Here is a 17,647-nt window from a genome sequence, read left to right on the forward strand (position 1 = left end):
GTGACTGGGACACGTATCTTCTCTCTCCTCAGGTTCGACTAGACGTCGTACTCGATTTGCTGCCCCGCGACCTCCCGCAGCGCTGGCCGAGCCATGTCCGTTGGATAGTAGAAACGTCGCAAAAGACTCTGGCTGACCGTAGGCGAGGTGCGAAATCCCTCGACCGCGCCCAGAAACTGCGCCACCCGGAACTTCGGGATTTCCGAGAGATTCGTTAGGAGTTGTCCATGTCGCCATGCATGCCAGTAATCACTGGCGATGTTCGCCCCAGCGAGCACGATGGCTTCGGGAGCAGTGAACTGCTCCTCTCTCATGATCTTCTTGTAAGCGATCGCCTCGCGCCGGTAACGATTCCTGATCGTGCTCCAGGTCTCCTCATGCACGTGCACAACCGGGGCCTCGGCGACATAGTCCATGCGTAGCCCGAGCTCCAGGGCACGCTTGGCCAGGTCGAGGTCCTCAAGGCCCGTCAATCGCTCGTCATAGCGCAGTCGGCTCCAGATGTCCTTGCGGATGATGGCGTTCGCATTGTTGCTGAACGGATGCCCTTGGCTGTGAATACTCTCCTCAGGAAACCACTTCATCATGATGCGGGACTCGGAGAACTTTGTCCGCTCATCGCCGATTTGGCGACCGTAGGCGATCGCGGTCTCAGACTCGTCGAATGGGGCGACCATGTGTTGCACATACGTGTCGTACACCGGATAGACATGGGCCGAGACAATAAGGAGGAGCTCGCCCTTCGCCGCCTCGCAGCCATAATTGAGCGAACGCCCGAAGGTGAAATCCTCCTTGGCGATGTTGACCACACGACACCCGTGGTCCTCAGCGATTTGAACCGTGTCGTCACTGGACCCCGAGTCGACCACGACGATCTCGTCAACTGGTCTGGTCTGGTGTCGCAATCCGTGGAGAAGTCGCCCGAGATGAGCCCCCTCGTTATACGCTCGAATGACAGCGGTGACCGTCGTCATGCGCACCTCCCGTGTCTGGCCGTCTGTTGAGCCACGGCATCGTAACGTAGTGGCCCCGAGGCTCAGGCACGAGCCTGCTCAGGCTCTCACCCATCCGCCGGCCCCCCTTGGCACTGCTCGTCTGTCGACGGCCGGAAGTCGCACCTTCGCGGGACAGTTCTGTTTCACGGATGCCCGGGCAGGTCCCGGAGTCTGGAGGCGCAGCACACCACCGGGAAGCCCCCAGGACCCGGAGGCCAGGAACGCGAGCAGAGCCCCCCGTATGGGTAAGCGCCATCGATCACCCCACCTCCCGCGCGAGGGAGAACCCGGCAGTGAAGTAGGGATCTTCTCCTCACCAGACGGCTGCGACGGCTCTTCGCCGTTCACGCACTGCGTCCGAGTCGACGCCCAGCGCGACGATGCATCCATCCCGAGGCCGAGGTCGCCATCAAAAGGCGCTTCGCCATCTGCCTCGCTCGAATTTCGCCGTGCTGAACCAAGGCGAAGGCCCTATCCAAATTACGCTTCAACAGCCCGTACTGGAGAACGTCGCAGCGGGTCTTGTGCTTCTCCCATTGCGATCTGGGATTGACGGCCGACAACCCGCCGTCAAGGTATTCGATGTCGACCGTATCCAACGTGATCGGCTGCGCACGCGCCCCGGCCTTAAGTAGCAGACCGTAATCCGCGACGTTTCCGTGCTGGAGATCGAATCCGCCCAGCTCATCGAAAAATTCCCTGCGCATCGCAACGGCCTGATGGTTGATAGCGGCGCGTGCGTAGGCATGCTTGAAAGTGGAGTAGACCCGCAGTCCGTAGTCCGGACGAATCGGCCGCCTCTGGGCATCTACCACAATTGCCCGTGCGTACTGCCACCTAGCCCCGCTACGCGAAGACTGGCGTGCCCAACGGCTGAGTACGTCGGACCCGCGAAACGTGTCGCCCGCGTTGAGAAAGATCAGATACATGCCCCGAGCCATACTCGCGGCCTTGTTCATCGCTGGGTATATACCGTCGTCTGGCTCGGAAACCCATCTAAGATCCGGATCTGCCAGCCCCCGCAGCCATTCCACAGTGCCGTCGGTGCTGGCACCATCAACGATGAGGTGTTCACGATCGGCAAAGTCCTGCAGCGCCACAGAGGCCCGCGTGGTTGCGAGGTCATCCAACGCATTGCGGACAACGGTGATGACCGTGAATCGAGGGCCGTCTGACATGACCGGCAGTCTAGGCAGCTTGCTGTTGCGAGCCCCAAACCGAGGCATTCTGAACTTGCGGAAGCCGTGGGCCAGGCCTTCTCGATGACGCCGTTGATGGCTTCGCTGCCGCCGTTGGAAACCCCGCCGGTGGCGAATAGGCGAGGATCTCGGCTCGCCACTGACGCAGACTGCGGCCGAGCCGGGCGATCTCCTAGATCGGGCAGGTGTGCAGGTGTCGAGGGGCTTGGTAGCGGCCTCGCGGCCCTGGGCTGGTGTGTCGTCGTGGTAGAGGCCAAGTACCTACTGGTAGACGTTCGACCTCGCCGTCGGGATCACCGAACGGCTGAGTCGCCCCGGAGTCTCCGGAGGCTTCGTTTGTCGTCTCAGCCGGTCGTCGTGAGCTCCTTTGCTGCAGCGTAGTGGAGTTCGTCGGCAAGCACTGCGGTGAGGTCGTCGATCGCTTCGTGAGGTCACTCGCTGTTGAACCAGTCGACCCGGTTCAGCGTCTCGAACTCGACGTCCTCGACCACCTCACCAAGGTCCTTTGGTGCGGATCAGCTCGGTCTTGTAGAGCCCGATCTGGGACTCGGCCAGCGCGTTGTCGTAGGCATCACCGACGGACCCGACCGAGGGACTGCTGCACGATGAGGTGACAGGTGGGGTCAGGCAGCCTGAACGGCTGGCTCGGTCATGATGGTCTCGAACTCAACAGGGGTCAATCGGCCGAGAGCATCCTGTCGGCGGTGGTAGGTGCTCTCGATCCAGGTGACGATCGCGATTCGCAGGTCGTCGCGGGTGGTCCAGGAGCACCGGTCCAAGACGTTCTTCTGCAGCAGCGCGAAGAAGGACTCCATGGCGGCGTTGTCGCCTGCCGCACCGACGCGACCCATCGATCCGACCATGGCGTGACGTCCCAGGGCACACACGAGCTTCCGGCTGCGAAATTGACTGCCCCTGTCGGTGCGGACCACGCAGCCGGCCACGTTACCGCGTCGGACGACGGCGTTCTCCAGGGCGGCAACGGCCAGGCGGGACTTCATCCGGGAGTCGATGGAGTAACCCACGATCCGGTTGGAGTAGACGTCCTTGATCGCACACAGGTAGAGCTTCCCTTCACCGGTGCGGTGCTCGGTGATGTCGGCCAACCACAACTCGTTCGGCGCTGCCGCAGGAAGTTCCGCTGGACGAGGTCCTCGTGGACCGGCGGCCCGGAACGGCCGGCCTTGCCGCGCTTGGGCTTGCCGAACGCGATCCACCAGCCGTTGCTCGAGCAGATCCGCCACGCCGTGCGTGTCGCCATGCTCTGGCCGGCGTCACGCGCCTCATCAACCAGGTACCGGTAGCCGAACTCCGGGTCGTCGCGGTGGGCGTCGAACAGCGCGTTGGCCCGGTAGGCCTCCTCGAGCTCGCCGTCGGTGACCGGGCAGGCGAGCCAGCGGTAGTAGGGCTGGCGGGCGAGATTGAGAACCCGGCACGTCACCGCGACGGGGATCCCGTCGGCGGCGAGCTCCTTCACGAGCGGGTAGAGCCTTTTCCCGGCAGGTTGGCCTGCGAGAGGTAGGCGGCGGCGCGGCGTAGGACCTCGTTCTCCTGCTCCAGAAGCCGGATCCGCTGTCGGGCCTCACGCAGCTCGGTGTTCTCCGCCGCAGTGGTCCCGGGCTTCGTGCCGTCCTCGACGTCGGCCTGTCGCATCCAGTTGCGCAGGCACGACTCGGCGATTCCGTAGTCGGCAGCGATCTGCTTGATCGTCTGTCCCGGCTCACGCCGAAGCGCGACGTTCACGACGTCGTCGCGGAACTCCTTGGGATAGGGCTTGGGCACGGCACACATCCTTCCAGTGACGCCTCACAGCGCCACAGATCAGATGTCACCTATCCGTGCAGCAGTCCCCGATGGGGACGACAGCCTCGAGAACCGCTCGGTGAAGTCGGATGAGACATATTGGGCGAGTTCAACCGGTTGATGATCAGCCCGGCCAGGTCGGTGATGCCCGTCTGTCGTTGCGTCCAGATCTCATGCTGGAGGGGTCGCGCACCAAGTCTGTGGTAATCCGGCTCAACGCACGCCAGCCGACAATCGGCCTGCTGAAGACGCCTAAGACGAACGTCATGTCCACCATGCCGGATCAGATCGGGACGTCGGTCAAGTCCGTAAGCCACAGTTGGTTGGGACGGGAGGCCCAGAACTGTCGATCGACTTGGTCGGTCGGCCGCACCGACCCTTCCTCGGCAGGCAGCGGTCGGATCCGGCACTCGCAGCGCGCGCCGCCCCTGGGCTGTTCGCGATAGAGTCGCTCGACCGTGCAGCGAGCCACATAGTGGCCGCGGCCGCGAAGGTGTAGCCATATCTTGCGTGCTCTGAACCGCGCGAGTTTCTACCGGTCGCGCTCGGCTCCGATGAACGCGACCTCGGCGTCGCGAGCGCCCGCTTCGACGGGCGGCGGCTGCGCGCCTCGTAGTCGGTGGATGGGGCGATCTTGATCCCTGCTTGCTCAGCACGCGACAGATCGGCTCGACCCCCAACTCCTCCTTGTGGTTGTCGATGTAGTCGATCAGTGCCGGTAGGCTCGGTCGAGCGCCACCGCGAAGAAAGCCGGGGCGGCCTTGAGGATTTCGTTCGCCCGGCGCAGCTCGGCGTTCTCCTTTCGTAACGCCTTGAGCTCAGCGATTTCTTCGTTGGTCTTGCCCGGCCGCAGACTGCCAACGATCTCAGCCCGACGCAGCCGTTTGCGCAACGACTCAGGCGATGTGACCCCGAGCTTCACTGCGACCGACCTGATCGCTGCCTACTCGGTCTCGTAATCGGCCCTGGACTCGATCACCATCCTGACCGCGCTGCTGCGACTCCTGCGGGTACTTGAGGGACGTGCCATGAGACTCACCCTTCCCACCAAAGGACTCTCCAGACACTCCGGGGCGGTTCACATAGCTGGCCTGATGTCCTCACAAACCCTTCGCCATCGACTCAGTCACAGCAACTCGCCCATGCCCCAGGAACTGCTCGCAATCTCGGGGACTGCGGGGCTGACAGCATAAGGAAACTGTCACGCCCAGCATCACGAACAGTGGCTCCTGAGCAAATCCAGGCGCAAGAATCACCTCAGTCATAGAGGCCAAGAGGATGGCAAGGAGCACTGCCAATCCGTACACCGAACCACGCTCTTTGGCGAGAACACCGCGTCCGAGCGCGTGCGTGGTAAAGAGGGCCACGACCGCGAATGCTGCCGCGCCCATCAACCCAGCGTCATAAAGCTGCTGCAGCAGAGAATTGTGAACGCTGATTGATCGAGGATCTGCGCTGAGTCCAGCCACCTGGGAGGCATAAGACCATGACGCCCCGGATACATGCTGACCGTAGGTGCCATACCCGAGCAGCGCTCTCCATCCTTCAACCCGTTCGGTCCAGAAGTGTGTGGACTGCGACCAGATGTACTCACGACCGTTCAAGCCGACATCGGCCTGAGTATCTCCTCGGCTAAGGAAGGGCAAAGTGCTCAGAGTCCAGGTCAGTGCCGGCTGGACGATCGGCTTCGCGAGTAGCGGGAAGATGAAGACGAAAGTCAAAGCGCCCGTAGTGAGCGATGTGCCGATACGGGCCAAGCTCCGTGGAGTGCCCGCCGCGCACACAACGATCAAGCTAGCTATGGCAATGGATGCGCGGGCATCTGCGCCTGCGAGGACGACTACCGCAGCGCCCATGCCAAGGATGCGAAAGAATCTGCGGACCGCCCGCCCCTCAAACCACAGGATCGCCGCCGCGAGGTACGCGGCAGCGAGGATAGCCGGGATGGCAAGGCCCGAGGCGAGTGGATAAAAGATCCGCTCGTCTCCACCCAAGGACTCCAGTCCGCCGACCCGGATATCGGCGTTCGGCGACCGCATGCCTGCCGCGTATGCGAGCACATTAAGGATCAAGTACAACCCGAGGCCGTCGACAAGTGAATGGATGACTGCGTGATGTGTCCGTCGCCGCGCGGAAACCGTGAGCAGGGTCACCACCAACGGCGGAACGAGTGCCGTCTCCATCGACGCCGGTCGCAGCACGACCGGTAAGAACATGACGGCAATCGACACCATCACCCAGCGTCGCGTCAAGGAACGACCGGGAAGTGGCTCACTCGTCGCAAGTAGCGCGACCACCACCGCAACAACGAGCACGAGCGTGTATCTGAGGTTGAAGATACGAAGCGACAGGAGAGTTGGTAGCAGTATGAGCTCCCATGCCCACGGGGCTGACCGCACGTGGACGAGCAGCCTCTCCCGAGTCGCGAAGGTGACGCCGACCAGGAGCGCGACTCCGCCCAGGATGACTGTGGGCAGCGGCCAGCTGACTACAGCCAGTCCTGTGAAAGCGGCCGCGGCGGCCGCCACGATCGCGAAGTGAGCTCGAGCCACGCTGCGGAGTCTCCCACAGCTGCGTCTTCGTCGGTCCCGTCGTCGCTATGAGCTCGCCCGCTCCCGACTGCGGGCTGGACTCTCATAGCCTGCTCTCATGGGATCGGAGACGAAGTACCTCTCGGGCATGAAGCGCAGCAACAACAGCATCGGGTTCCTGCGTCTCGCGGCAGCCACGCTCGTCATCGTGGGTCACTCCTTCCCCCTTGGCGGGTATGGAGACGATCCGCTCCTCGAACTGACCAATAACCAGATTGCGATCGGGCGATTCCCCGTTGATGTTTTCTTCGCACTCAGTGGGTATTTGATCGCGATGAGCTACACACGGTCCTCCCACTGGGGCGTCTTCGCCTGGCACCGGTTCCTGCGCATCTACCCGGCCTTTTGGGTATGCATTGTCCTGACTGGGATCACGTTCGCATCCCTGCTGGGCACCGGTCCCAACCTGCACTATTTACTCCGCAACGCGCCGATCATCTTCGGCATCAACGACACCGTTCCGGGCTTGTTCATCGACACTCCAGCAGCGCCGTCGGTAAACAGTTCGCTCTGGACTCTGCCGTGGGAGTTACGGGCGTACGCCCTAGTGCTCATCCTCGGCCTCACCGGTTTACTCACCCGCATTCGCGTCGTACTCCCCCTCTTCTTAGTCAGCTGGCTTCTCCTGAATGTCGAGATCTTCAGCTACCCCGGCGCCGAGAACACCTCGCCGGCTGTGACAAGCGGCGCACGCCTGATGTCCTTCTTCCTGGCGGGAACCCTGTTCTACCTGTGGCGCGATCACATACGGATCCGCACCAACTACTTCGCGGGAGCCTTGATCACGCTCATCGTGGCGACCCTCGCTGGCACTCAATGGGCCGACTATTCCGCCGGCCTGTTCTACGCGGTCGCACCGCTGCCCCTGACCTATTGCGTGTTCTGGCTGGCAGCGACCCTCCCGCTTCAACGCGTCAATACGTCGTACGATTTCTCGTATGGCATCTACATCTATGGCACTCTCACCCTCAACCTGCTCGCCGATCAGCGAGTTAACGAACACGTGTCCTGGCTGGCTTTTCTTCTGCTAGCCATCGTGTTCGGATACGCCGCCGCAGTCGCGAGCTGGTACTTGATCGAAAAACCAGCCCAAGCGTTCAAGGACTGGCGGCCCCGTCGACGACGGCCCCAAACGAAACGGCCAGACCCCGTGGGATCCGGTGGTTCCGCTGACCTGTGATGCATGGCGGGCACACCGGCTCGCCCTGTTCTCTCAGATTCACGTTCAGTAGGAACTGCCGCAACAGTGTCCTCAAGCTGCCCCCCTCGGACTGAATGTGCGCGGACCTCGGCCGGTTGAGCGTCACTACGATGTTGCCGTGAACGCCGTGCTCGCCGACCGCATCCTTATCACCGTCGCCCCCACCGGCGCCGAGACCTCGAAGGCCGACTGCCCGCAGCTGCCGACCACGCTCGAGGAGCTCGTCGATACCGCCCGCGCCTGCGAGGTCGCCGGCGCGGCCATGATCCACGTCCACATCCGCGACGCCGAGCACAAGCCCACCCTCGACCTGGGCCGGCTCACCGAGACCGTGGCCGCGCTTCGTGAGAGCACCGACCTGGTCGTCCAGCTCTCCACCGGCGGCTCGGTCCACGACCCGCTCGACCGCCGGCTCAAGGTGCTCGACGCCGCGCCGGACTCGTGCAGCCTGACCATGGGCACCACCAACTTCGGCGACGACGTCTTCTCCAACCCGTGGCCGTTCGTCTGCGAGCTCTACCAGCTCAGCCAGGAGCGACAGGTCGTCCCGGAGTTCGAGCTGTTCGACCTCGGCCAGGTGCACGCCCTGCACCGCCTGCTCGACAAGTACGGCCTGCCGTACGGCGGCAAGGTGCACTGCGACTTCGTGATGGGGGTACCCGGCGGGATGCCCGGCACCGCCGACGCACTGGTCGCGGGCGTGTCGACGCTGCCGGACGTGGTGACCTCCTGGTCGGCCACCGGCATCGGCCGTACCACCCTGCCGGTCGCGCTGGCCGCGCTGTCCAAGGGTGGCCACCTGCGGGTGGGCATGGAGGACGTGCTCACCATCAGCCGCGGGGTCCCGGTGGAGAGCAACGCCCAGCTCGTGGAGCGGGCGGTGGAGCTCGCCGATCTGGCTCAGCGCACCCCGACGTCCACAGCGGAAGCGCGGACCCTGTTGGGCCTGAGCCCCGTGGTGACCATGTGACGAGCCGGTGAACTCTCGGAAACCTGTCCGAACTCCGTACACCGGATGTGCGCATCCCCAAAATTCATGAAAGAGTGTCGATTCGATCACCACTGTCTTTCATGGGGAGTCTCACAATGAAGAAGCTGTTCGCCGGCCTGGTGGCCACGATCATGATGGTGGGCCTGGTTTCCGGCCTGTCTGCCGGCAGTGCCGTCGCGAAGTCGCGCTACCCGGACAGCGTCGCGACCGGCGTGAACATCAAGGTCGCCAACAAGGTCAAGAAGGGGCACTCGGTCCGCATCGGCGTCAAGGTGACCGCCGCCGGCAACGGTGGGCCCAAGAACGGCTCCGTGTCCATCCGGGTGCACCGTCGCGCGGGCGGCTACCACTGGGTGGACGGCCGGGACTACGACGGCGGCTGGGTCTACTTCCGCACCTCCAAGTTCAACAAGGTCGGCAAGTACTTCGTGCGGGCTCGCTACGACCGTCCGGGTGCCAACTCGCCGTGGATGGACAGCAACAACCAGGATTCGTTCAAGGTCGTTCGCTGACCACCTGAGCGCCCACGCTCTCTCCTCGGCCCCGTACGCACCTGCGTCCGGGGTCGAGGCCATTTCTGAACCCCTAGGATTCCCGCGTGCCGAACCGCCGACGCCTGCTCTGGATCGTCCCGATCGTCGTGGTGGGGGCCGCCGTCGCCTACACGGCTTGGCTCGCCTGGCAGGTCCAGGGTGACCTGAGAGGAGCGGAGTCCAGCGTCACCCGGCTGAAGGACTCGCTGGACGACAAGGATCCGTCGTCCCGCGACGCTGCCGTCGCTGCTCTGCGCGCCGACGCCCGCTCGGCGGCCGATCGCACCGACGGTGTTTGGTGGTCGGCCCTGACCCACGTCCCCGCGGTGGGCGACGACGCCGCGGGCGTCCAGGCGATGAGCTCGTCGCTCAACACCATCGCCAATGAGGGCGTGCAGCCGCTGAGCGACAGCGTGCAGGACGTCGACCACGTCCTCGTGGATGGCCGCATCGACGTCGCAGCCGTTCGAGACCTGCAGCAGCCGGTTGGGCAGGCCCAGCGGGCCTTCGCGGCCGCAGCCGGCGATGTATCAGGACTCGACAGCTCCGGGTACGTCGGGCCCCTGAGGTCGCGCTTCCAGCGCTACGCATCCCTGGTCGATGACACCGCGGCGGCGCTGGGGTCGGCAGAGAAGGCGACCGAGGTGCTACCCGGGGTGGCCGGCGCCGACGGTCCGCGGGACTACCTGCTCGTCTTCCAGAACAACGCCGAGATCCGAGCCACCGGCGGACTGCCGGGCTCCTGGGCACGCCTGCATGCCGAGAACGGCAGACTCCAGATCGTCCAGCAGGGCACGGCCAACGAGTTCCCCGAGCGGGCCACCCCGATCCTGCCGCTGACCAAGGCCGAACTTGCCCTGCATCATGAGCCGCTGGGCACCTACTTCCACGATGCCAACTTCACACCCGATTTCCCGCGTGCTGCCGAGCTGTGGACGGCACGGTGGCAGGAGAAGTACCCCACCCAGCTGGACGGCGTCCTCAGCCTCGACCCGGTGGCGATGTCCTACCTGCTCGAGGGCACCGGTCCCGTTCGGGTGGGGGACCTGACGCTCACTAGCGACAACGCGGTCGAGGAGCTGCTCAACCGGCCCTACCGCGATCTCGGGCCGGCCGCCCAGGACGTCCTCTTCGCCAAGGCAGCCCGAGCCATCTTCGAGGCGAGCACCGCGGATCTTGCTTCGCCGATGCGGTTCGTGGAGGGACTCGACCGAGCAGCCCGTGAAGGTCGCTTCTTATTCGCGCCGCGGGACCCTGCCGAGCGCAAGGCACTGGCAGGCACCCGCGTCGAGGGGGCACTCACCGCCGACGACGGCCAGACGCCGCACGTTGACATCGCCCTCAACGACGGGACCGGGTCGAAGATGTCCTACTACCTGCGCTACTGGGCCGACCTGAAGGCGATCAAGTGTCAGGCGGGCCAGCAGACGCTGACCGGATCCATGACGCTGAACCAGAACATTTCCGTGGCCGAAGCTGCCAAGCTGCCGCCATACCTCACCGGCGGTGGTCAATTCGGCGTACACCCGGGCAAGCAGATCGTCCTGATACCGCTCTTCGGGCCGTACGGCGGCACCATCGACCACATCTCGGTCAACGGCAAGTCCTTGGATGACGTCGCGCAGATCGTCGACTATCGGGGCCGTCCGGCGACGGTGGTCTTCGCGCAGCTCAGCTCGAGCAAGGAAGTCGTCTTCAACTGGACCATGACCACCGGCAAGGGCCAGACCGGCAACCCCGAGCTCGGCATGACTCCCAGCATCGTCCCCGGCAACAACGACGCCACCTTCAAGTCCGCCTGCTGACCGCATCATGCCCTCGGCCTCCGCGCTGCTGCTTGTGCGAACGAAGCGAGCCTCGAACCCCCGCTAGTAAACGACTGCCTGAACCCCGTCCTGAAGGATCTCCTCGGCAAACACCGCAGCGCCAGCGGTCTGCACCCCAGGCAGCACATCGGCGGCAGTGATGTCCCGCCGGGCAGCGCACTGCGTGCAGAGCGTCAGCCGGCCTCCGGCGAGCACAGCGTCGAGCAACGAGTCGAGCGGAGCAGCCAGCGGCAGTTCGAACTCAGCCGCCCGCCCAGGAAGCGCAAACCACGCCGCCTCACCCGTCAGCCAGAGGCTCACCTCGGCACCAGCCGCGAGGGCTGAGGCAGCCACCGTGAACGCTTGGTTGCACCGCTCACGGTCCTCCGCGCCACAGGTCACTTTGACGACGAGTTTTCGAGCCATGAGCGCAGACTAACTAGACTCCCGGACTATGCCGTTCGAGCTCCCCGAGAACCTCCACCCAGACTCTGGCCCCATCGCCTGGATGCTCGGCACCTGGCGCGGCAACGGTCACGGCGACTACCCGACCATCGAACCGTTCCAGTTCGGCCAGGAGCTGATCTTCACCCACGACGGCCGGCCGTTCTTCCACTACATGTCCCGTGCCTGGATCCTCGACGACCAAGGCCAGAAGGTCCGCGACGCGGCGATCGAGACCGGTTTCGTGCGCGCCCGTCCCAACGGCAAGGTCGAGGTCCTGCTGACGCACAACACCGGCTTCGTGGAGATCTGGTACGGCCACGCCGGCGACGGCAAGCTCGAGATCGCCACGGATGCGGTCGCGCGCACCGAGAGCGCCAAGGAGTACACCGGTGGCAAGCGCCTCTACGGCAACGTCGAGGGCGACCTCCTGTACGCCTACGACATGGCTGCGGTGGGTCAGGAGCTTCAGCCCCACCTCTGGGCGCGCCTCCAGCGTGCCTGACCACCCAGCGGGGCTGAGGTGCGAGGAGCGCAATCGACGAGCCTCGAAACCCGTAAGTGAAGTCGAGGCGTAGCCACTCGGTGGTCGAGCTTGTCAAGACCACGCGCAAGAATGTCCCCATGACCCAGGACTGGCGCGAGAAGCTCAGAGGAAGCGGCTACCGCCTGACGCCCCAGCGCGAGTTGATCCTCCGCGCGGTCGAGGACCTGGGACACGCCACCCCCGACGAGGTGCTGGCCCGGGTGCGCGAGCAGTCGTCAGCGGTCAACGTCTCGACGGTCTACAGAACGCTCGAGGTCCTTGAGGAGCTCGGTCTCGTGCGCCACGCGCACCTGAGTGACCGGGCACCCACGTATCACTCAGTGGCCGAGCACGAGCACTTCCACCTGGTCTGCCGGAATTGCCATCGCGTCGTCTCCGTTGACCCTGATGTGCTGCAACCGCTCCGCGACCACTTGGTCAAGGAGCACGCGTTCGTGGTTGACGTCGGGCATCTGACCGTCTTCGGTCACTGTGAGGAGTGTGAGAGCCGTGCGTAGCCCCCTGCTGGACCTGCCCGGCGCCGTCGCCGGCGATGCCATCGACGCCGACGTCGCCGCCCACTACGGGTCGTTTAACGGCGAGCAGCGCACCCTGGAGGCAGGGGAGGGCTTCGTCGACCTGTCCCACCGCGACGTGGTGCGCATCGAGGGTCATGACCGCCTCACCTGGCTGCACTCGCTCACGACCCAGTATTTCCTCGACCTCCCGCCGCAACTGTGGACCGGTGCTCTCATCCTCAGCCCGAACGGGCACGTGGAGCACGCGTTCTTCGGGTACGACGACGGCGAGGCGTTCGTTGCTCACACTGAGCCCGGCTACGCACCGGCCCTCATCGAGTTCCTCGACAAGATGCGCTTTATGACGCGTGTCGAGGTCACCGACGTCTCTGCCGATATCGCAGTCACCTGGCGCCCGAAGCCGGTGGTTGAGGTGCGAGGCGTGCCAGTGACGAGCCTCGAAACCCCTGAAGCCGGGCGCGGCCTGTACGACAACTACGAATTCGTCCCCAGGGTTCAGTTGACCGGGTACGCCGAAGCTGCGGGCCCGGCCTGCGGCATGTGGGCTTTCGAAGCCCTCCGCATCGCCCGCGGCGAGCCCCGGCTAGGCATCGACACCGACCACCGAACGATCCCCAACGAGGCCGGCTGGATCGGCCCGGCAGTGCATCTCGACAAGGGCTGCTACCGCGGCCAGGAGACGGTGGCTCGCGTGCATACCCTCGGCCGACCTCCGCGGCGGCTGACGTTGCTTCACCTCGACGGCTCCGAGAATAGACTTCCGGCCGCCGGGTCCGAGTTGAAGTTCGGCGACAAGGTCGTCGGCTTCGTCGGCAGTTCGGCGCGCCACCACGAACTCGGTCCGATCGCGTTGGCAATGGTCAAGCGCAATGTGTCGCTGGATGCCCAACTCGACGCCGATAGCCTCGCCGCTGCCCAGGAGGTCCTCGTCGACCCCGAGGTGGGATTGCACGTTAGCCCGCGGGTCCGCTAGCCGTACGACAGATCGCAGACGATGCGCGCGGTTATCCAGCGAGTTCTTGGCGCCTCGGTGGCCGTCGACGGGAAGATCGTTGGTGCGTTCGAGGAGCCCGGCCTGCTGGTCTACCTGGGGGTGACCCACGAGGACGGCCCGACCGAGATCGCGTGGACGGCGCGCAAGGTGTGGGAGCTGCGGCTGCTGCGCGACGAGCAGTCCGCCTCCGACGTCGGGGTGCCGATCCTCGTGGTCAGCCAGTTCACGCTCTACGGCGAGGCGCGCAAGGGACGGCGTCCCACCTGGCAGGCGGCAGCCCCGGGGCCGGTGAGCGAACCGGCGTACGACGCCGTGTGCGCCGAGCTCGAGCGGCTCGGGGCGCGGGTGGAGCGCGGCGTCTTCGGCGCCGACATGCGCGTGGAGTCGGTGAACGACGGGCCGGTGACGTTGATCCTGGAGAGCCCGAAATAGGTCTCGACACGGTTGCTGCGCAACCTGCTCGACCAACGACCTGTCAGCCGGCCTGCATGGCCTTCCAGACCAGGAAGAGCGTGACGAGCACGACGACCATCAGGCCGATCAGCTCCAGGCGCCTCTTGCGGCGCTCCTGCTCGACCGTGCGGACGCGCCTGCGCAGCGCATACATATAGGTGCCCCCTCCCCCCGAGATGACATCAGCGGGAGAAGGCTGTCACCTCTCCCGGGCTTGCGGCGGAAACGCCCAAATCCCCTCAGCAGCGAGGGTTCGGGCCAGGTGCGCCTCCACCGTACAAGCCGAGTCCGGCCCGCCGCCGAGCCCGTCGGTTAGCCTCGAGGAGTGAAGGCTCTCCACCACGCGTCCGTCAGCGCCGTCCTGCTCGCCGGTCTCCTGGTGAGCGGCTGCGGCTCCGAGCCAGCGGCCCACGACACCGCGACGCCGGTGGCCGCCTCGCAGCAGGCGCCCGCGGCCAAGGCGTCGACCAAGGTGACCAAGCTGCTGGTGTTCGTGGAGGAGAACCACTCGCTGGCGCAGATGAAGAACGGGATGCCCTACACCTTCGGGCTGGCCGAGAAGTACGGCTACGCCACGCGCTACCGGGCGATCACGCACCCGTCGCTGCCCAACTACCTCGCGATCGCGGGCGGGAAGACCTACGGCGTCACCGACGACGCCGACCCGTCGGCGCACCGGCTCAAGGGCAAGTCCGTCTTCGGCCAGGCGCTGGCCCGCGGCCGGACCGCCGGGCTCTACGCGCAGAGCATGCCGAGCAGGTGCGCGACCACCCCCAGCGGCCCCTACGCGGTCAAGCACAACCCGTGGGCCTACTTCGTCAACGAGCGCAAGGGCTGCCGGGCCCACGACGTACCGATGACCCGCTTCGGCGCGGACGTGACCGCCGGCGACCTGCCCCGGGTCGGGATGGTCATCCCGGACCTGCAGCACGACGCCCACGACGGCACGCTGAAGAAGGCCGACCGGTGGTTCAAGTCCGTGATGGCGAAGGTCTTCGCCGGCCCGGACTGGAAGTCCGGCCGGCTCGCGGTGGTGCTGACCGCCGACGAGGACGACCGCAGCAGCGGCAACCGGGTGCTGACCGTGGTCATCCACCGCAGCCAGAAGAACCACGTCGTGACCAAGCGGCTCAACCACTACTCGCTGACCCGGCTCTACGACGACGTGGCCGGCCTGCCGTACCTGCACAGGGCCAAGCGCGCGCCGTCGATGACCAAGGCGTTCGGGCTGCCCGTGAACTGACTGTTCACCCCGGCAGCACCCAGCCACCATCGGGTGGCCACCCGGCCGGTCCAGCATCGCGGCCATGACTGATCTCGGCCGCCGTACCCTGCTCACCTCCACCGCGGGCCTCGCGCTCGGCGGCACCGCCCTGGCCGGCGCCGCCCGCGCCGCCTCCCCCGCCCTCGTGCGCCGCCGGCTCACGCTCCCCTCCGGCGTGATGAGCGGGGACGTGACCACCCGCTCCGGCGTGCTCTGGGCGCGCGCGGACGGACCGGGCCGCCTGGTCGCCGAGATCTCCAGCGGCCGCCGCTCCTGGCACCAGCTCGGCCCGCGGGCGAGCGCCGCGACCGACTACACCGCCAAGATCGAGCTGGACGGGCTCGCACCGGGGCGGGAGTACGCCGTCGACCTGTGGTTCGAGGACGAGGACGGCCACCGCGGCGAGACCCGGCGGGCGACGTTCTCCACCGCTGCCCTCCATCCGGCGGCGACCACGTTCGTGTGGACCGGGGACTCCTGCGGCCAGGGCTGGGGCATCAACCCCGACCTCGGCGGGCTGGTCGGCTACCGGGCGATGCACCAGACCCGCCCCGACTTCTTCCTGCACTCCGGCGACTCGGTCTACGCCGACGGCCCGATCCAGGCCGAGGTCACCGAGCCCGACGGCCAGGTCTGGCACAACCTGGTGACCGAGGAGGTCAGCAAGGTCGCCGAGACGCTCACCGAGTTCCGCGGCCGGCACCGCTACACCCAGCTCGACGACAACGTCCGCGCGATGTACGCCGAGGTGCCGCTGATCTCGCAGTGGGACGACCACGAGACCCACAACAACTGGTACCCCGGCCAGATCCTCGACGACGACCGCTACACCGAGCGCCGGATCGACGTGCTCGCTGCCCGGGCCCGGCAGGCGTGGCAGGAGAACATGCCGATCGGGTCTCGACAGGCTCGACCGACGAAGGGCGCCGGTCGACCGGCGAGGGGCGACTCGGGGTTCGTGCCCGCGCGGATCTACCGCAAGGTGCCCCGCGGTGCGCACCTCGACGTGTTCTGCCTCGACATGCGCACCTTCAAGGACCCCAACACCCCCGGGCTCGAGCAGCAGGAGACGCACCTGCTCGGCCAGGAGCAGGTCGACTGGCTGATCCGCGAGGTCGCCGCGTCGAAGGCGACGTGGAAGGTGATCGCGGCCGACCTGCCGCTCGGCCTGGTCGTCCCGGACGGCACGGTCAATCAGGAGAGCCTCTCCAACCGCGACCCGGGCGCGCCGCTGGGCAAGGAGCTCGAGCTGGCCGCGGTGCTGTCGGCGTTCAAGCGGCACGGTGTGAAGAACGTGGTGTGAATGACCGCGGACGTGCACTACGCCGCGGCCCACCACTACGACCCGGCGCGGGCGGCGTTCACCGACTTCGACCCGTTCTGGGAGTTCGTCGCCGGCCCGGTCGCGGCCGGCACCTTCGGACCGAACGAGCTGGACGCGACCTTCGGCCCGCAGGTGGTCTTCCAGAAGGTGGCCGACTACCCGAACCAGTCGCCGCGGCACGGCAACCAGTTCTTCGGGCACGGCGCGATCGCGGCCGACGGCCGGTTCACGGTCTCGCTGCGCGACCTCACCGGCTCCACGCTCTTCAGCATGACCCTCGAGCCCGCCTGAGCCGCGGCCGGTGGCCGCGGAAGCTGCCCTCAGTCCTCGCGGATGTGGCGGGACCGGTCCGGGCGGAAGCCGTGGTCGATGCCCCAGAGCACCGCCTGGGTGCGGCTCTGCACGCCGATCTTGCGGTAGAGCGTGCGGATGTGGGTCTTGACGGTGTTCATCCCGAGGAACGCCTTCTCGGTGATCTCCTGGTTGCCCAGTCCCTGGCAGAGCAGCGCGAGCACCTCGGCCTCGCGGGCGCTCAGGCCGTGCTCGGCCCCCGGCCAGCGTCCGAAGTCGTCCCCGTCGCGCATCGGGGTCTGCAGCGGGGTGACCCGTTCGCCGGCGTGGACCCGTTCCAGGGCGTCCACGAGCTCGGCGCCGGTCAGCCCCTTGGTGAGGTAGCCCGCGGCGCCGCGCTCGAGCGACTGCTCGACCAGCTCCGGGTCGGTGTTCCAGCTGAACACCACGAGCTTGGCGTGGCTGTCACCCAGCAGCCCGGTCACGTCCAGCCGGCGCCCCTGGGACTGCCCGAAGGAGTCGTAGAGGACCACGTCGACCTCGGCCTGCACCGGGACCCGGGTGTCGAGCTCGACGACCTCGACCCGGTCGGCGTACGGCGCGAGCACCCCGGCGATGCCGGCCACCACGAGCTCGTAGTCGTTGACGACGGCGACGCGCACCGCAGCCTGTCCCATGGCCTGCAGCATAGGAG

Annotated in this window: 18 protein-coding genes, 2 pseudogenes and 1 other annotated feature; of the genes and pseudogenes, 10 read left to right on the top strand and 10 right to left on the bottom strand. The window is 66.1% G+C overall.

Features of this window, described 5'->3' with window-relative positions; translation table 11 throughout:
• Window positions 1-38: 38 nt before the first annotated feature.
• From ABD268_RS02700 to ABD268_RS02730, 7 genes and pseudogenes are all read right to left on the bottom strand, one after another.
• Window positions 39-974, bottom strand: a complete 936-nt coding sequence (locus tag ABD268_RS02700; protein WP_344147174.1) for a glycosyltransferase family 2 protein — start codon at window positions 972-974, stop codon at window positions 39-41.
• A gap of 365 nt (window positions 975-1,339) precedes the next feature.
• Window positions 1,340-2,173: a glycosyltransferase family 2 protein gene (locus tag ABD268_RS02705; protein ID WP_344147177.1), complete on the bottom strand. Its 834-nt coding sequence runs from the start codon at window positions 2,171-2,173 to the stop codon at window positions 1,340-1,342.
• A gap of 458 nt (window positions 2,174-2,631) precedes the next feature.
• Window positions 2,632-2,788 (bottom strand): annotated as a pseudogene (locus tag ABD268_RS02710) (IS3 family transposase); the annotation flags it as partial.
• Window positions 2,789-2,817: 29 nt separating this feature from the next.
• Window positions 2,818-3,438 (bottom strand): IS3 family transposase, encoded by a 621-nt coding sequence (locus ABD268_RS02715; RefSeq protein WP_344147180.1) that lies wholly within the window; start codon window positions 3,436-3,438, stop codon window positions 2,818-2,820.
• A 229-nt stretch (window positions 3,439-3,667) separates the two neighbouring features.
• The gene (locus ABD268_RS02720) at window positions 3,668-3,976 is read right to left on the bottom strand and encodes a transposase (protein ID WP_344147183.1); all 309 of its coding nucleotides are present in this window, start codon (window positions 3,974-3,976) and stop codon (window positions 3,668-3,670) included.
• Window positions 3,977-4,621: 645 nt separating this feature from the next.
• Window positions 4,622-4,749, bottom strand: a sequence feature (AL1L pseudoknot).
• Complete coding sequence (locus tag ABD268_RS02725; RefSeq protein WP_344147186.1) at window positions 4,707-4,919, bottom strand: hypothetical protein; 213 nt, start codon at window positions 4,917-4,919, stop codon at window positions 4,707-4,709. It overlaps the preceding feature by 43 nt.
• A gap of 178 nt (window positions 4,920-5,097) precedes the next feature.
• Window positions 5,098-6,549 (bottom strand): hypothetical protein, encoded by a 1,452-nt coding sequence (locus ABD268_RS02730; RefSeq protein WP_344147189.1) that lies wholly within the window; start codon window positions 6,547-6,549, stop codon window positions 5,098-5,100.
• 97 nt (window positions 6,550-6,646) lie between these two features.
• Here ABD268_RS02730 and ABD268_RS02735 point away from each other — a divergent pair, with 97 nt between their 5' ends.
• From ABD268_RS02735 to ABD268_RS02750, 4 genes are all read left to right on the top strand, one after another.
• Window positions 6,647-7,768 (top strand): acyltransferase family protein, encoded by a 1,122-nt coding sequence (locus ABD268_RS02735; RefSeq protein WP_344147192.1) that lies wholly within the window; start codon window positions 6,647-6,649, stop codon window positions 7,766-7,768.
• 139 nt (window positions 7,769-7,907) lie between these two features.
• Window positions 7,908-8,759 (top strand): beta-keto acid cleavage family enzyme, encoded by an 852-nt coding sequence (locus ABD268_RS02740; RefSeq protein ID WP_344147195.1) that lies wholly within the window; start codon window positions 7,908-7,910, stop codon window positions 8,757-8,759.
• Between the two features lie 116 nt (window positions 8,760-8,875).
• Window positions 8,876-9,292 (top strand): hypothetical protein, encoded by a 417-nt coding sequence (locus tag ABD268_RS02745; protein ID WP_344147199.1) that lies wholly within the window; start codon window positions 8,876-8,878, stop codon window positions 9,290-9,292.
• Between the two features lie 86 nt (window positions 9,293-9,378).
• Window positions 9,379-11,118 carry a DUF4012 domain-containing protein gene (locus ABD268_RS02750; RefSeq protein ID WP_344147202.1) on the top strand — a complete coding sequence of 580 codons (1,740 nt, stop codon included), beginning with the start codon at window positions 9,379-9,381 and terminating at the stop codon, window positions 11,116-11,118.
• A gap of 63 nt (window positions 11,119-11,181) precedes the next feature.
• Here the strand turns inward: ABD268_RS02750 and ABD268_RS02755 are convergent, their stop codons facing one another.
• The gene (locus ABD268_RS02755; protein WP_344147205.1) at window positions 11,182-11,544 is read right to left on the bottom strand and encodes a DsrE family protein; all 363 of its coding nucleotides are present in this window, start codon (window positions 11,542-11,544) and stop codon (window positions 11,182-11,184) included.
• A gap of 28 nt (window positions 11,545-11,572) precedes the next feature.
• On the opposite strand from ABD268_RS02755, the gene ABD268_RS02760 reads away from it, so the two are divergent.
• From ABD268_RS02760 to dtd, 4 genes are all read left to right on the top strand, one after another.
• Complete coding sequence (locus ABD268_RS02760) at window positions 11,573-12,067, top strand: heme-binding beta-barrel domain-containing protein (protein ID WP_344147208.1); 495 nt, start codon at window positions 11,573-11,575, stop codon at window positions 12,065-12,067.
• 119 nt (window positions 12,068-12,186) lie between these two features.
• Window positions 12,187-12,606 (top strand): Fur family transcriptional regulator, encoded by a 420-nt coding sequence (locus ABD268_RS02765; protein ID WP_344147211.1) that lies wholly within the window; start codon window positions 12,187-12,189, stop codon window positions 12,604-12,606.
• Window positions 12,599-13,600 (top strand): CAF17-like 4Fe-4S cluster assembly/insertion protein YgfZ, encoded by a 1,002-nt coding sequence (gene ygfZ, locus ABD268_RS02770; RefSeq protein ID WP_344147213.1) that lies wholly within the window; start codon window positions 12,599-12,601, stop codon window positions 13,598-13,600. The genes ABD268_RS02765 and ygfZ overlap by 8 nt, the downstream gene beginning before the upstream one ends.
• A 21-nt stretch (window positions 13,601-13,621) precedes the next feature.
• Window positions 13,622-14,053: a D-aminoacyl-tRNA deacylase gene (gene dtd, locus ABD268_RS02775; protein ID WP_344147215.1), complete on the top strand. Its 432-nt coding sequence runs from the start codon at window positions 13,622-13,624 to the stop codon at window positions 14,051-14,053.
• 43 nt (window positions 14,054-14,096) lie between these two features.
• Here dtd and ABD268_RS02780 read toward each other — a convergent pair whose 3' ends face one another.
• The gene (locus ABD268_RS02780) at window positions 14,097-14,228 is read right to left on the bottom strand and encodes a hypothetical protein (RefSeq protein WP_344147218.1); all 132 of its coding nucleotides are present in this window, start codon (window positions 14,226-14,228) and stop codon (window positions 14,097-14,099) included.
• A gap of 171 nt (window positions 14,229-14,399) precedes the next feature.
• Between ABD268_RS02780 and ABD268_RS02785 the strand changes: the two genes are divergently transcribed.
• Together ABD268_RS02785 and ABD268_RS02790 are read left to right on the top strand one after the other, a co-directional pair.
• A complete protein-coding gene (locus ABD268_RS02785; protein WP_344147221.1) occupies window positions 14,400-15,317 on the top strand; it encodes an alkaline phosphatase family protein in 918 nt (305 codons plus the stop codon).
• Between the two features lie 199 nt (window positions 15,318-15,516).
• Window positions 15,517-16,953: pseudogene (locus tag ABD268_RS02790) on the top strand (alkaline phosphatase D family protein).
• A gap of 29 nt (window positions 16,954-16,982) precedes the next feature.
• Here the strand turns inward: ABD268_RS02790 and ABD268_RS02795 are convergent.
• Entirely contained in the window at window positions 16,983-17,630 is a 648-nt protein-coding gene (locus ABD268_RS02795) for a response regulator transcription factor (RefSeq protein ID WP_344147224.1), read from the bottom strand.
• Window positions 17,631-17,647 lie beyond the last annotated feature (17 nt).

This window comes from Nocardioides koreensis (assembly GCF_039531775.1).
Taxonomy (GTDB): domain Bacteria; phylum Actinomycetota; class Actinomycetes; order Propionibacteriales; family Nocardioidaceae; genus Nocardioides; species Nocardioides koreensis.